Origin of the sequence: Campylobacter insulaenigrae NCTC 12927 (assembly GCF_000816185.1) — a bacterium.
Taxonomy (GTDB): Bacteria; Campylobacterota; Campylobacteria; order Campylobacterales; family Campylobacteraceae; genus Campylobacter_D; species Campylobacter_D insulaenigrae.
The window spans coordinates 57,834-70,603 of the sequence record NZ_CP007770.1 but is presented as its reverse complement, the minus strand read 5'-3'; the positions used below and the strand labels follow the sequence as shown (position 1 = coordinate 70,603).

The following is a 12,770-nucleotide window of genomic DNA, read 5'->3' as shown; positions in this document are numbered from 1 at the left end:
ACTATAATAGAAAAAAAATTAATTTTTATTAAAAAAATACTAAATTTTAAAAAGTGTAACAATATATAATAATAATTTATTATATATAAATATATTAAAAATAATTTATTATATTTAATACCGCTATAGTTTAATCAAATAAATTCTTTTCAAAACATCTTAATGTGAAACTTTTTCTATGTAAAGGTGAATAACCATATGTTTTAATTTTTTCTATATGAATTTTAGTTCCATAGCCTTTATGTTTATAAAACTCATATTTATCATAAATTGCAGGCAAAAAACACATTTTTCTATCACGACTTACTTTAGCCAATATGCTTGCTGCAGAAACTTCTTGAATTTTCATATCTGCTTTTATCATAGTTTTGACGCCTAAAACACCGTAATTTAAATTTCCATCATATAAAATTTCATCTTTATTAAAATGCTTTTGTATAATTTCTAATGCAAGCTTTAAACATTTGCTAAGTCCTAAAGTATCGATTTGAAAAGGAGAAAACGCAAGTATCAAAAAGTTTGAATTTTTTATGATTTGTTCGTATAGCCGTTCTCTTTGTGTATTGTTCAATTTTTTAGAATCTGCCAAACCATCTATATGATTTAAGAGCTTGCAAGCTCCTATATGCATATCTCCAGCCAAAGCTCCTCGCCCTGCTTCATCAATCCCAACCAATGTCATTATCTTCCTTTAGTAGTTATATTTTACCAAATAAAAATATTTTAAGGCAATGATGAAAATTATATATAGTATTTAATCCTTGATAAAAAGAAAAATTATTTTATCAAGGACCTTAAAGTTTACCCTAGAAATTCTCGTTTGAAGTATTCTTTTGGAGCCTTACACAAAGGACAGGCAGCTGGTGCTTTCTTTCCTCTATGAATATGTCCACATACTTCACAAACCCATAAATCTTCAACTTCTGAATTAAAAAAATCTTCTTCCTCAAGCATTTTTTTAAGTGCTAAATATTCTCGCTCATGCTCAATTTCAACTTTACCAATAGCAGTAAACAACCTAGCAATATTTTTCTTTCCTTCATCTTCAGCAATTTGTGCAAAATTTGGATACATAATAGTGTGCTCATAATTTTCTCCATCAGCAGCACAAAGTAAATTTTTTGCAGTTTCTTCTAAGGCTTTACCATCAACTAATTCATGATAAGCTTTAAATTCAGCTCTTGCATGCCATTTTTCATTTTCAGCAGCCTCTCTAAAATGTTTGGCAATAGCATGCCAACCTTCTTCTTGTGCAATATCAGCAAACAAATCGTATTTATTTCTAGCCATTGATTCACCTGCAAAAGCTTTCATTAAATTTACCGCAGTTAAATCTTGTGTGGTACACTCCATTTCTTGTCCACAGCAACTTAGTTTACCACCACCTACATTTTGAATTTCAACCTCATTGCCACATTTGTGACATTTGTATGTTTCGTATTGTTTCATTAATATTCTCCTATAAATTAAATTTAATATTTTAAAAAATACTCTTGAATTTTCTTAGTATCATTAGTTTTTGTCAAAGCAAGCATTAATAAGACTCTAGCCTTTTGTGGATTCATATCACCTGCATCAATAAAGCCAAGTTCTGCATCTGTGTCACTGATCGCCACTCTTCCAGCTATTACTCTAGAACTCACAGCAACCTTTAAACCTTTTTTTAAAAGTTCTTTTAAAATATCCTTTTGATAATTATGAATACTCCCTGCACCACTACCAGCTACCACTATGCCTTTAGTTCCATTATCAAACAAAGCTTTAGCAGCAACACCGCTACCATCATTTGCATAACTATAAAGAATATCTACTTTTGGTAATTTTTGTAATTTACTCACTTCAAATGGAGATTTTTTGGTATGTAATTTTGTATTGATATTATAAAAAAATACTTTTCCATCTACAATATATCCCATATCACCCATATTAGGAGAGCTAAATGCATCAACATTTAAACTATGGGTTTTTACCACACCTCTAGCACTTTGAATTTTATCATCCATAGCCACCATAACACCTTTATTTTTGGCTTGTGGATCTGCAGCCAATGCAACTGCATTATAAAGATTTTTAGGACCATCAGCACTTATTGCAGTAGATGGACGCATAGCACCAACTAATACAACAGGCTTATCGCTTTTTATTGTCAAATTTAAAAAATATGCAGTTTCTTCCATAGTATCTGTACCATGAGTAATAACAACTCCATCAATATCAGATTTTAATAATCTATTAATTTCTTTAGCCAATTTTAGCCAAATTTCATCTGTCATATCTTTGCTATCAATATTCGCAATTTGTTCACCACTAATTACTGCTAAATTTTGAATTTCAGGCACAGCTTTGATTAAAGCGTCAACCCCTAAAACTCCAGCAGTATAACCCGTAGTAGCCACAGAACTATCAATAGATCCAGCTATAGTACCACCGGTAGCTAAAATAGCAACTTTTGGTTTTGCTTCCAAATTTACAACTCCTAAACTTAATGCCATCACAGCGCATGCTAATATTTTTTTCATCATCAACCCTTTTTTGTTTGAAGTATAAGGATTGTAATACATATAAATTTAAATTAAAATAAATTATAAATAAAATATACAAAATATTAAACAATAATCAATCAAGCCACAATTTTGCAATATCTCTTAATTTTTTCTCATCACTTGATGCAAAAAAAGAAAGTTTAATATCCTTATATTTTTCTCTTAAATCATACTCTTGTTTAAGCTGTAAAGCCATAGCTTCACCAGAGTGAATTAATTTTGTATTATTTCCAAAATATTGTTGTAATGATGAAGAGATTAATGGAAAATGAGTGCAAGCTAATATTAAAGCATCGGGAATATAAGTGAGATTATCAAAATAATATTTAAAAGCTGATTCTAGAAAATACCCTTGAAAAATTCCTTCTTCTACCATAGGCACAAAAAGTCCCGTAGCTCTTTCTTCTATATTAAAAAAACCTTCCTTATTTAAACCTTTTTTGTATTCGTGAGAATCTACAGTAGCCTTTGTGGCAATTACTAAAATTTTTGATTCTTTATCTAATAAAGTATTTTTTGTTGCTAAAATTCCTGCATCAATTACTCCCAATACTGGAAAGTTCGCATTAGATCTTAAAATTTCTAAAGCATGGGCGCTAACAGTATTACAAGCAACAACGAGCATATCAACTTGTTTTGTTTTAAAAAAGTCTAAAGCTTCTAAAGAAAATTTTATAATCGTATTTTTATCTTTAACACCATATGGAACCCTAGCAGTATCTCCATAATAAATGTATTCTTTAAAAAAATGGGTTTGTAACAATGACTTTAAGACGCTTAATCCTCCAACACCACTATCAAAAACACCTAATTTCATCATTAAAAAAAAGAAAGTAGAAAAACTACTTTCTTATAAGCCTACTGCGCTTAAAGTTTGGTATTTGCTCATATAAATTTGAGCTTCAATTTTTCTCATAGTATCAAGAGCAACCTGAACAACAATCAAAACTGAAGTCCCGCCAAAATAAAAAGGCACACCAAATAATTTCACTATAAGCCAAGGTAAAGTTGACACAAGTCCTAAATAAATAGAACCTGAAAGAGTCAATCTAGACGCAATTTCATTTAAATAATTCGCTGTTCCTTCACCTGGTCTAATTCCTGGTATAAAACCGCCTTGTCTTTTAAGATTTTCAGCTATATCCTTTGCATTAAATACAATTGATGCATAAAAATATGCAAAGAAAATAACAAGTAAAAATGTTAGAATATGAAAGAAAAATCCATTAGGGTTTAAAAAATCATAAATTTTTAATACATATTCATTAGTACTTGTTTGCAAAATAGTACTTGGAAACATCAAAATAGCACTAGCAAAAATAGGAGGAATTACCCCACTTAAATTTATTTTAATAGGAATATAATTCATAATACGCTTGTTTTGATTTTGCATAATAACTTTTCTAGAATAAGAAATAGGAATTCTTCTTTCTCCAAGTTCTACAACAATAATTGCCCAAATAGTAAGTAAAATTACCGCTAAAATAGCAATGATAGTCAAGAAATTCATCTCACCTGTATTTACCAAATTTACCGTTCCGCTAATTGCACCAGGAATAGAAGAAACAATACCACCAAAGATAATTAATGAAATACCATTTCCAATTCCACGCTGAGTAATTTGCTCGCCAATCCACATTAAAAGCATGGTACCAGCCAGCATAGACACAGCAGATAATGCAATGAAAGTATTCATATCAATCATGATAGCAGATTGTCCAGTTTTCCCATGAAGACTCTGTAAGCCTATAGATACTCCAATACTTTGAATTAGTGTAATAACTATAGTAGCATAACGGATAATTTGCATATATTTTTGCATGCCATCACGCTCTTTTTTCATCTTACCTATATTAGGAAAAGTAGCAGCTAAAAGCTCCATAATAATAGAAGCAGTGATATATGGCATAATGCCTAGAGAGATAATGCTAAGTCTTTCAGCAGCACCTCCACTAAACATATTAAACAAGCCCAATGCATTAGATGCATTAGAATCAAAGAATTCCTTGATAACATTGACATTTACTCCAGGAACTGGCACATAAGCTAAGATTCTATAAGCAAATAAAAAAGCCAATGTGATAAGAATTTTATTTGTCAATGTTTTATTCATTATTTTTGTCCGCTAAAAATAATCTTTTCATCTTTTATTTTACTTGCAAGATCTTTTGCACTCGCACCAATAAGTTTAACTTTATTTATATTTTTTGAAAGTTTATGAACGCTATTGATAGTTTCAAAAGTTATCTCACTAAGTTCTTTTATAGCTGTAATTTTTTCTACATTAATTACATAAGGTTTTTCGAATTTAGAAGTAAAACCAACCTTTGGTAATCTTCTTTGAAGTGGTTGTTGACCACCTTCAAAACCTCTTTTTTCATTATAACCTTTTCTAGCAGTTTGGCCTTTTCCACCTTTAGTAGAAGTTTTTCCCATACCGCTACCTTGACCACGACCTATTCTTTTAATTTTATGTGTTGAACCTGGTGCTTTTATTAAATTCATTGATTATCCTTTAAGCATTGTAAGTGCCTTGATAGTAGCACGCACAACATTTGCTGAATTATTCGAACCTAAAGATTTGGTTAAAATATCTTTAATACCTGCAAGCTCTACTATAGGACGAGTTGAGCCACCAGCAATAACTCCAGTACCTTCACTTGCTGGTTTAAGTAAAATTCTACTTGCATTGTATTTTACTTCTACATCATGAGGAATAGTTGAGCCTTTGATTTTAACTTCAACAATATTTTTGAAAGCATCATCAACAGCTTTTCTTATAGCATCTGGAACCTCTTTTGCTTTTCCATATCCTACGCCAACTAAGCCTTTTCTATTTCCAACAATAACTAAAGCAGTAAATCTAAATCTTCTACCACCCTTTACAACCTTAGTAACCCTGCCGATATCGACGATTACTTCTTCAAATTCTTCTCTATTATATTTTTCCATCGATCTTCCTTTTGGGTTATAGTTTGATTGCATTTTCTCTTAGCACTTCAGCTAAAGTTGCAATTACACCATGATATAAATAACCATTTCTATCAAACACTACTTCTTCTATATTTTTAGCTTTCAAAATTTTAGCAAATTCAGTCGCTATTTTCTTAGCACCTTCTTTATTCGCTTTTACGCCAATTTTTCTACCATCAATAGCCGCTAAGGTTACTGATTTTACATCATCAATAGCTTGGATGTATAAAGTTCTGTTTGATTTAAAAACAGATAATCTTGGAAGATTTTGTGTTCCTGAAATTTTTGCTCTAATTCTTTTTTTTCTTTTTATTCTTAAAGATATTTTTCTTTTTAATACATTTGCTCTCATATTCTATCCTTACTTCTTAGATGTCTTACCAGCTTTGCGGATAATACGCTCATCTGAATATTTAACACCTTTTCCTTTGTAAGGCTCAGGTGGTCTAAATTCGCGAATTTGAGCAGCAACTTGACCTACAACTTGTTTATCACTTCCTTTAACAATGATATTGTTTTTTTCCACTGTGATTTCTATACCTTCTGGTATAGCATAATTAATAGGATGAGAAAAACCTAAAGCAAGTTCCAAAACTTTACCTTTTAATGCTGCTTTATAACCTACACCATTAATTTCTAAAGTTTTACTAAAACCCTCAGTTAAACCAATAATAATATTTTGGGTTAAAGCTCTATAAGTTCCCCAATACGCCCTGCTTTGTCTATCTTCACCTTTAGGAGAAAAAAGAATTTGTCCTTCTTTAATCTCAATATTAACATTTGCTTTTGTATCGAGTTCTTTTGCTAAATTTCCTTTTTTAAATTTTAGCAAATTACCTTCTAATTTTACTTCCACTCCATTTGGAATAGAAACTGGTTGTTTTCCTATACGTGACATATTTTTCCTTTTTATTTGCCTACGATATGACTACTTTATAAGAATGGATACCGAATACCATAAAAAGTAGAAACTTTTACCAAATAGTACATAAAACTTCGCCGCCAACACCAGCTTTATAAGCTTCATCGTTGGCTAACACACCTTTTGAAGTGCTTACTACAATAGTACCATAACTATTTTTAAATCTTTTGATTTCATCTTTGCCTTTATAAACACGACGACCTGGTTTAGAAATACGTTTAACTTCATTGATCACACTTCTACCTTTTTCATCATATTTTAAAACTACGTTGATGAATTTCTTTTTATCTTCTTCTATTACATTAAAACTTTCAATATAACCCTTAGCTTGAAAAATTCCAAGCAAAGCTTCGATAACTTTAGAATGTAAAAGCCGAGTAGTTTCTAATCTTCTCATACCTGCATTTCTAATTCTTGTTAACGAATCTGAAATTAAATCATTTATCATGGTTCTTTCCTCTTACCAACTTGCTTTTTTGAGACCAGGAATTAAGCCTTCATTTGCCATTTTTCTTAAACAAACTCTACAAATTCCAAAATCTCTATAAACTGAATGTGGTCTTCCACAAATTTGGCATCTAGTATACCCTCTAACACTAAATTTAGGTTTACGGGCAGCTTTTGCAATCATTGATTTTTTAGCCATCTTACTTTCCTTTTGCAAATGGCACGCCAAATAATTCTAATAATTTTTGTGCCTCTTTGTCTGAATTTGCTGTTGTAACGATAGAAATATTCATACCATGGGTTCTTAAAATTTTATCATATTCTACCTCTGGGAACATTAACTGCTCGTCTAAACCGAAATTATAATTTCCTCTTCCATCAAAACCATCTCTTGGAAGACCTCTAAAATCTTTAACACGAGGAAGTGCAATAGTAATTAATTTATCTAAAAAAGCATACATGTTATCTTTTCTCAAAGTAACCATTACACCTACTGGAAAGCCTTCTCTTACCTTAAAACCTGCAACTGATTTCTTAGCTTTTGTAATCACTGCTTTTTGTCCAGCAATCAAAGAAATAGTATCTGCTACATTTTGTAAAACTTTTTGATCTTTAGCCAATTCTCCAGCACCCACACTTATAACAACTTTTTCAACAAAAGGAATTAACATAGGGTTTTTTATATCAAATTCTTTTACTAAAGCAGCCTTGATGCTTTGATTATATTTTTCTTTTAATCTCGTCATCTTACTCACCTGCCTTTGCTACATTTGAAATATCCATTGGCATTTCTTTATTTACAAAACCGCCATTTGGGTTTTTATCACTTGGTTTAACAGCTTTTTTTACTATTTTACATCCTTCAACAACCACTTTATTTGTCTTAGGAAATACTGCTAATACTTTTCCTGTCTTACCTTTATCATCTCCGGCAATAACTTTAACCATATCATTCTTTTTAATTTTCAATTTCATTACAACACCTCCGGTGCTAGTGAAACAATTTTCATAAAGCCACCATATCTTACTTCACGACCTACTGGTCCAAAAATACGAGTTCCGACTGGCTCTCTTTTAGCATCAAGAATTACAGCTGCATTCTCATCAAAACGAATTAAAGAACCATTATCTCTATGAATTTCTTTTTTAGTTCTAACAATAACAGCTTTTACCACTTGACCTTTTTTAACCTTACCATTTGGTAAAGCTTTTTTTACAGATGCAACAATCACATCACCGACCGTAGCATATCTTCTTTTGCTACCACCTAAAACCTTGATACACATTAATTCTTTTGCACCGCTATTATCAGCAACTGCAAGCCTAGTAAAACTTTGAATCATTACTCAACTCCTGCTGATACTATAGTTTTCAAACGAAACGATTTTCTCTTAGAAAGTGGTCTACATTCGATTGCTATAATCGTATTTCCCACTTTAAGTTCATTTCTTTCATCATGAATTAAATATTTTTTAAAGCGTTTTACAATTTTTCTATATTTTGGGTGAACAACTTTTCTCTCAACCAAAATTGTAGCTGTTTTATCTCCAGCAATTTGAACAACAACGCCTTGAATTTCTCTTTTAAATGCCATTTTCTATCCTTATTGTAAAGCACTAATTGCAGTATTGATTCTAGCAATGTCTTTTTTAACTTCGCTAATTTCTTTAGGATTAGTTAGCTGCATCGTTTTTAGCTTTTGTCTTAAAGTAAACAAAAGCACCTTTTTTTCTTTTAGCATTGTTGCAAGCTCGGCTGCTGTCTTATCTTTAATATCAGTATATTTCATTTTGGCTCTCTCTTGTAACAAACTTAGTTTTAAATGGCAATTTATGCATAGCTAAAGTTAAAGCTTGTCTTGCCATTTCTTCATTCACACCCGCCATTTCATAAATAATACGACCTGGCTTAATATTCATTACCCATTCTTCCACTGCACCTTTACCTTTACCCATACGAGTTTCTAAAGGCTTTTTGGTTAAAGGTTTGTCTGGAAAAACTCTAATCCAAGTTTTACCTTGTCTTTTTACAAAACGAGTTAAAGCAATACGAGCTGCTTCAATCTGACGTGAATTTATACGACCTGCTTCTGTTGCTTTTAAAGCATAATCACCAAAAGTAAATTCAGTTCCTCTATTGGCATAACCTCTATTACGCCCTTTCATCATTTTACGATATTTTGTTCTTTTTGGCATTAACATGATTATTTACCTCTTCTTGCTCTTCTTGGTTTTTTAGCTGGAGCATTTTCATCGGTTTTTTCAGGTTGAACACCCTTTTGTAAAACTTCACCTTTAAATATCCACACTTTAATACCTATATTTCCATAAGTTGTATGAGCTTCAGCAAAACCATAATCGATTTTTGCTCTTAAAGTATGAAGTGGTACACGACCTTCTAGATACCATTCTGTTCTTGCCATTTCAGCTCCACCTAAACGACCTGAAACTGATACTTTGATACCTTTAGCACCTGCTTTTTGTGCTCCTTGAATTACTTTTTTCATAGCTCTTCTAAAAGCAATTCTTTTTTCAAGCTGAGTAGCAACACTCTCAGCAGCAAGTTGTGCTGAAGCACCTGCTTTTCTTTCTTCTTTAATATTGATGTTTACTTCTTTACCAATTAAGTTTTGAAGATCTTTTCTTAAAACATCAACATCACTACCTTTTTTACCAATAATAATTCCCGGTCTTGCAGCCACAACAGTTACTCTTAATTTTTTTGCTGTTCTTTCTACAAGAATTTGACTAATTCCAGCATAATATAATTTTCTTTTTAAAAAAGTTCTAATTTTATAATCTTCACCAATATTTTCTGCTACATTAGCCTTAGTAGGAAACCATCTTGATTCCCAATTTCTGTTAATTCCTAATCTCAAACCAATCGGATTTACTTTTTGTCCCATATTAGCTTTCCTTTTTCACTGATGCTTTTTTAGCTTTTGTAGTTTTTTCAGCACTTAATTCTACTTTGCTAACTTCTACTAAAATATGTGAAGTTGGCTTTCTAATACGACTAGCGCTTCCTCTTGCTCTTGGTCTAAATCTTTTTAATACTGCACCAGCATCAACACGACAACTTGAAACAATAACTTCATTTGCTTCAAAACCACCATTTGCAACAGCACTTGAAATAGCATTTGCTATAAATTTAGCACCTTTATTTGGCATAAACTTTAAGCTTGCTAATGCAAGTTCAGCATTCATACCTTGAACTTCTCTAGCAATCAATCTTGCTTTAGTTGGAGACAATCTTATGAATTTAATTAACGCTCTACTCACAATTTCTCCTTACTTGCCTATTTTCTTTTGAACAGAGCCTTTGTGACCCTTAAATGTTCTAGTAGGTGCAAATTCACCTAATTTATAACCAATATGATTTTCAGTTACGTATACAGGTATAAAGCTTTTTCCATTATGAACATTAAAAGTTAAACCTATCATATCAGGTATAATAGTGCTGCGTCTTGACCAAGTTTTAATTGGCTTACCATCGTTAGCTTTTTTAGCAGCGATGACTTTTTTCATTACATGGTCATCAACAAAAGGACCTTTTTTTAGTGACCTAGCCATCTTACTTTCCTTTTCTTCTTGAAATTATTAGCTTATCGCTAGCTTTTTTACGGCGAGTTTTAGCACCTTTAGTTGGTTTACCCCATGGAGTAACTGGATGACGACCAGAGTTTTTCTTACCTTCTCCCCCTCCGTGTGGGTGATCAACTGGATTCATAGCAGAACCTCTAGTTTGAGGACGAATACCTCTATGGCGATTTCTTCCTGCTTTACCTATGGTGATATTTGACCATTCTTCATTACCTACTTCACCAATGCTTGCCATACACTCAGCTAAAACTTGTCTCATTTCACCACTTGCAAGTCTTAAGATAACATATTTTTCTTCTTTACCCATAAGTTGCGCATAAGCACCAGCTGAACGGATCATTTGACCACCCTTACCTGGCTTTAATTCAATATTATGCACAATAGTACCCACAGGAATATTTTTAAGCTTCATCGCATTACCTGGTTTAATATCAAGACCGCTTTCTGCTGCACAAACAATATCGCCAACACCTAAGCCTCTAGGTTGCAAAATATATCTTTTTTCACCATCTCTATAAGAAATTAATGCAATACGACAATTTCTATATGGATCATATTCAATTGCTTCAACTTTACCTTCTATGCCAAATTTTCTTCTTTTAAAATCTATAATTCTATAAAGTTTTTTAGCACCAGCTTCCTTATGACGACTTGTAATTCTACCATTATTATTACGGCCTGCATGTGCTGGAAGCTTAACAAGCAATGATCTCACACTAGCTTTTGCAGTAATATCTTCAGAACTTACACCTGTAATGTATCTTCTACTTGGAGTATATGGTTTGTATGTTTTAATTGCCATCTTATGCCTCCGAACTTTCTAAGCTAACACCCTCTGGTAGCTTAACATAGAATTTTTTAAAGCTATTTCTTTGACCTTCACGACCTCTAAAACGCTTTATCTTTCCATCCATTTTTAAAGAATTGATTCTTACTGGAGTTACACCAAAATATTCTTTCAAAACTTCTTTTAAACCATTTTTTGTCATCTTTGGAGAAGTTTGGATAACTACAACACCTTGCTCTTGAAGGTTTAAACTTTTTTCAGTGTAAAGTATTGTTTTTATATCAGTAATATCTGCCATTTTAACCCTCTTTTACGATAGATTCAAGTGCTGCTTTTTCAATAATAACAGCATTAAATACAGATACTAAATAAGCATTAACTTCACTTGCATCAACAACATAACAATTTGCTAAATTTCTAAAAGCAAGTAATGTTTTTTCATCTAGTAAATCTTTTACAATTAAAGTATCTTTCAAACCAAGCTTTTTAATAACTGCATTTGCATCTTTTGTTTTGCCACTTTCAATACTCAAACTATCTACTGAAAATAATGCATTTTTTTGAGCTTTATCAGCTAGTGCTCTCTCAAGTGCTAAGCGTTTTTGTTTTTTATTCACTTTTTGAATATAGTTACGATTATTTGTAGGACCAAATGCTACAGCACCACCTACCCAAACATTCGTTCTGCTTGAACCAGCTCTTGCACCACCACGTCCTTTTTGTCTCCATGGTTTTTTACCACCACCACTTACATCACTCCTACCTTTAGTATGAGCTGTATTTGCTCTAAGACCAGCAAGATAAGATTTTACATATAAATAAAGGTTGTGAGAATTAACTTCTGCATATTTTGCTGGAAGTTCGAGTTCACTAGTTTTTTCAAATTTATCATTTAAAACAGTTACTTTACTCATTTTGCAATCCTTATTTTACCCATAGCACCATTATATCCTGGTACAGCACCCTTAACTACTAAAACACCATTTTCTTCATCAAACGATACTATTTCATTTTTTACAGTAACTTTTACATTACCATAATGACCTGCCATTTTCATACCTGGTTGAACACGACCTGGCCATTCACGATTACCTATTGACCCGTGGCGTCTATGAAATCTTGAACCGTGACTTGCAGGGCCTCCAGCAAATCCATGTCTTTTCATAACCCCGCTATAGCCTCTACCTTTAGAATTAAAACTAACTTTTAATATTGAAGCCTCTTTTAAGGGATTTAAATCAATATCCCCTGCTTGAGTATTTGCCACTTCTAAATTAGCAAATCTATTATATTCAGCTGAAAGATTATATTTTTTTTGCTGACCAGCAATACATTTGTTATTTGCTTTACCTTTCACATAAGCGACTAAAGCTTTTCCATTTTCAACTTCACATACCTTAGTTTGCACAAGTTTAAGTAAGGTTACAGGAATGCTTGGTGTGCTTATTGTTCTACTCATACCAATTTTTTCTACAATGTATTCCATAATTTTATCC

Annotated in this window: 24 protein-coding genes; all 24 read right to left on the bottom strand. The window is 32.0% G+C overall.

Going from position 1 to position 12,770, the window contains the following annotated elements; genetic code table 11:
• Window positions 1-130: 130 nt before the first annotated feature.
• A complete protein-coding gene (locus CINS_RS00420; protein WP_039648903.1) occupies window positions 131-682 on the bottom strand; it encodes a ribonuclease HII in 552 nt (183 codons plus the stop codon).
• Between the two features lie 119 nt (window positions 683-801).
• Window positions 802-1,449 carry a ferritin family protein gene (locus CINS_RS00415; RefSeq protein WP_039648902.1) on the bottom strand — a complete coding sequence of 216 codons (648 nt, stop codon included), beginning with the start codon at window positions 1,447-1,449 and terminating at the stop codon, window positions 802-804.
• A 23-nt stretch (window positions 1,450-1,472) separates the two neighbouring features.
• Complete coding sequence (locus CINS_RS00410) at window positions 1,473-2,519, bottom strand: type II asparaginase (protein ID WP_052251925.1); 1,047 nt, start codon at window positions 2,517-2,519, stop codon at window positions 1,473-1,475.
• A 97-nt stretch (window positions 2,520-2,616) separates the two neighbouring features.
• The gene (gene murI / locus CINS_RS00405; protein ID WP_039648901.1) at window positions 2,617-3,360 is read right to left on the bottom strand and encodes a glutamate racemase; all 744 of its coding nucleotides are present in this window, start codon (window positions 3,358-3,360) and stop codon (window positions 2,617-2,619) included.
• Window positions 3,361-3,393: 33 nt separating this feature from the next.
• Window positions 3,394-4,656: a preprotein translocase subunit SecY gene (secY, locus tag CINS_RS00400; RefSeq protein ID WP_039648900.1), complete on the bottom strand. Its 1,263-nt coding sequence runs from the start codon at window positions 4,654-4,656 to the stop codon at window positions 3,394-3,396.
• Window positions 4,656-5,048 carry a 50S ribosomal protein L15 gene (gene rplO, locus CINS_RS00395; RefSeq protein ID WP_039648898.1) on the bottom strand — a complete coding sequence of 131 codons (393 nt, stop codon included), beginning with the start codon at window positions 5,046-5,048 and terminating at the stop codon, window positions 4,656-4,658. Before rplO ends, secY begins: the two co-directional genes overlap by 1 nt.
• 3 nt (window positions 5,049-5,051) lie before the next feature.
• Window positions 5,052-5,495 (bottom strand): 30S ribosomal protein S5, encoded by a 444-nt coding sequence (rpsE, locus tag CINS_RS00390; protein WP_039648896.1) that lies wholly within the window; start codon window positions 5,493-5,495, stop codon window positions 5,052-5,054.
• Between the two features lie 16 nt (window positions 5,496-5,511).
• A complete protein-coding gene (rplR, locus tag CINS_RS00385) occupies window positions 5,512-5,868 on the bottom strand; it encodes a 50S ribosomal protein L18 (RefSeq protein WP_039648894.1) in 357 nt (118 codons plus the stop codon).
• 9 nt (window positions 5,869-5,877) lie between these two features.
• Complete coding sequence (rplF, locus tag CINS_RS00380; RefSeq protein ID WP_039648893.1) at window positions 5,878-6,414, bottom strand: 50S ribosomal protein L6; 537 nt, start codon at window positions 6,412-6,414, stop codon at window positions 5,878-5,880.
• Window positions 6,415-6,490: 76 nt separating this feature from the next.
• On the bottom strand, window positions 6,491-6,886 hold the full coding sequence (gene rpsH / locus CINS_RS00375) for a 30S ribosomal protein S8 (protein WP_039648891.1): 396 nt from the start codon (window positions 6,884-6,886) through the stop codon (window positions 6,491-6,493).
• Window positions 6,887-6,898: 12 nt separating this feature from the next.
• Window positions 6,899-7,084, bottom strand: a complete 186-nt coding sequence (locus CINS_RS00370) for a type Z 30S ribosomal protein S14 (protein WP_012660824.1) — start codon at window positions 7,082-7,084, stop codon at window positions 6,899-6,901.
• 1 nt (window position 7,085) lies between these two features.
• Window positions 7,086-7,631, bottom strand: a complete 546-nt coding sequence (gene rplE, locus CINS_RS00365; RefSeq protein ID WP_039648889.1) for a 50S ribosomal protein L5 — start codon at window positions 7,629-7,631, stop codon at window positions 7,086-7,088.
• 1 nt (window position 7,632) lies between these two features.
• The gene (rplX, locus tag CINS_RS00360; protein ID WP_039648887.1) at window positions 7,633-7,860 is read right to left on the bottom strand and encodes a 50S ribosomal protein L24; all 228 of its coding nucleotides are present in this window, start codon (window positions 7,858-7,860) and stop codon (window positions 7,633-7,635) included.
• Window positions 7,860-8,228 carry a 50S ribosomal protein L14 gene (gene rplN / locus CINS_RS00355; RefSeq protein ID WP_004275679.1) on the bottom strand — a complete coding sequence of 123 codons (369 nt, stop codon included), beginning with the start codon at window positions 8,226-8,228 and terminating at the stop codon, window positions 7,860-7,862. The genes rplX and rplN overlap by 1 nt, the downstream gene beginning before the upstream one ends.
• The gene (gene rpsQ / locus CINS_RS00350) at window positions 8,228-8,479 is read right to left on the bottom strand and encodes a 30S ribosomal protein S17 (RefSeq protein WP_039648885.1); all 252 of its coding nucleotides are present in this window, start codon (window positions 8,477-8,479) and stop codon (window positions 8,228-8,230) included. Before rpsQ ends, rplN begins: the two co-directional genes overlap by 1 nt.
• Before the next feature lie 9 nt (window positions 8,480-8,488).
• Window positions 8,489-8,674 (bottom strand): 50S ribosomal protein L29, encoded by a 186-nt coding sequence (rpmC, locus tag CINS_RS00345; RefSeq protein WP_039648883.1) that lies wholly within the window; start codon window positions 8,672-8,674, stop codon window positions 8,489-8,491.
• On the bottom strand, window positions 8,661-9,086 hold the full coding sequence (gene rplP, locus CINS_RS00340; protein ID WP_039648881.1) for a 50S ribosomal protein L16: 426 nt from the start codon (window positions 9,084-9,086) through the stop codon (window positions 8,661-8,663). Before rplP ends, rpmC begins: the two co-directional genes overlap by 14 nt.
• A gap of 2 nt (window positions 9,087-9,088) precedes the next feature.
• Entirely contained in the window at window positions 9,089-9,790 is a 702-nt protein-coding gene (rpsC, locus tag CINS_RS00335) for a 30S ribosomal protein S3 (protein WP_039648879.1), read from the bottom strand.
• A 1-nt stretch (window position 9,791) separates the two neighbouring features.
• The gene (gene rplV, locus CINS_RS00330) at window positions 9,792-10,166 is read right to left on the bottom strand and encodes a 50S ribosomal protein L22 (RefSeq protein ID WP_039648877.1); all 375 of its coding nucleotides are present in this window, start codon (window positions 10,164-10,166) and stop codon (window positions 9,792-9,794) included.
• 9 nt (window positions 10,167-10,175) lie between these two features.
• Window positions 10,176-10,457, bottom strand: coding sequence for a 30S ribosomal protein S19 (gene rpsS, locus CINS_RS00325; RefSeq protein WP_039617142.1), 282 nt, complete (start codon window positions 10,455-10,457; stop codon window positions 10,176-10,178).
• A 1-nt stretch (window position 10,458) separates the two neighbouring features.
• On the bottom strand, window positions 10,459-11,289 hold the full coding sequence (gene rplB, locus CINS_RS00320) for a 50S ribosomal protein L2 (RefSeq protein WP_039648875.1): 831 nt from the start codon (window positions 11,287-11,289) through the stop codon (window positions 10,459-10,461).
• A 1-nt stretch (window position 11,290) separates the two neighbouring features.
• Window positions 11,291-11,572, bottom strand: coding sequence for a 50S ribosomal protein L23 (locus tag CINS_RS00315; RefSeq protein WP_039648873.1), 282 nt, complete (start codon window positions 11,570-11,572; stop codon window positions 11,291-11,293).
• A 1-nt stretch (window position 11,573) separates the two neighbouring features.
• Window positions 11,574-12,188 (bottom strand): 50S ribosomal protein L4, encoded by a 615-nt coding sequence (gene rplD / locus CINS_RS00310; protein ID WP_039648871.1) that lies wholly within the window; start codon window positions 12,186-12,188, stop codon window positions 11,574-11,576.
• Entirely contained in the window at window positions 12,185-12,760 is a 576-nt protein-coding gene (gene rplC / locus CINS_RS00305) for a 50S ribosomal protein L3 (protein WP_039648870.1), read from the bottom strand. Before rplC ends, rplD begins: the two co-directional genes overlap by 4 nt.
• Between the last annotated feature and the right edge of the window lie 10 nt (window positions 12,761-12,770).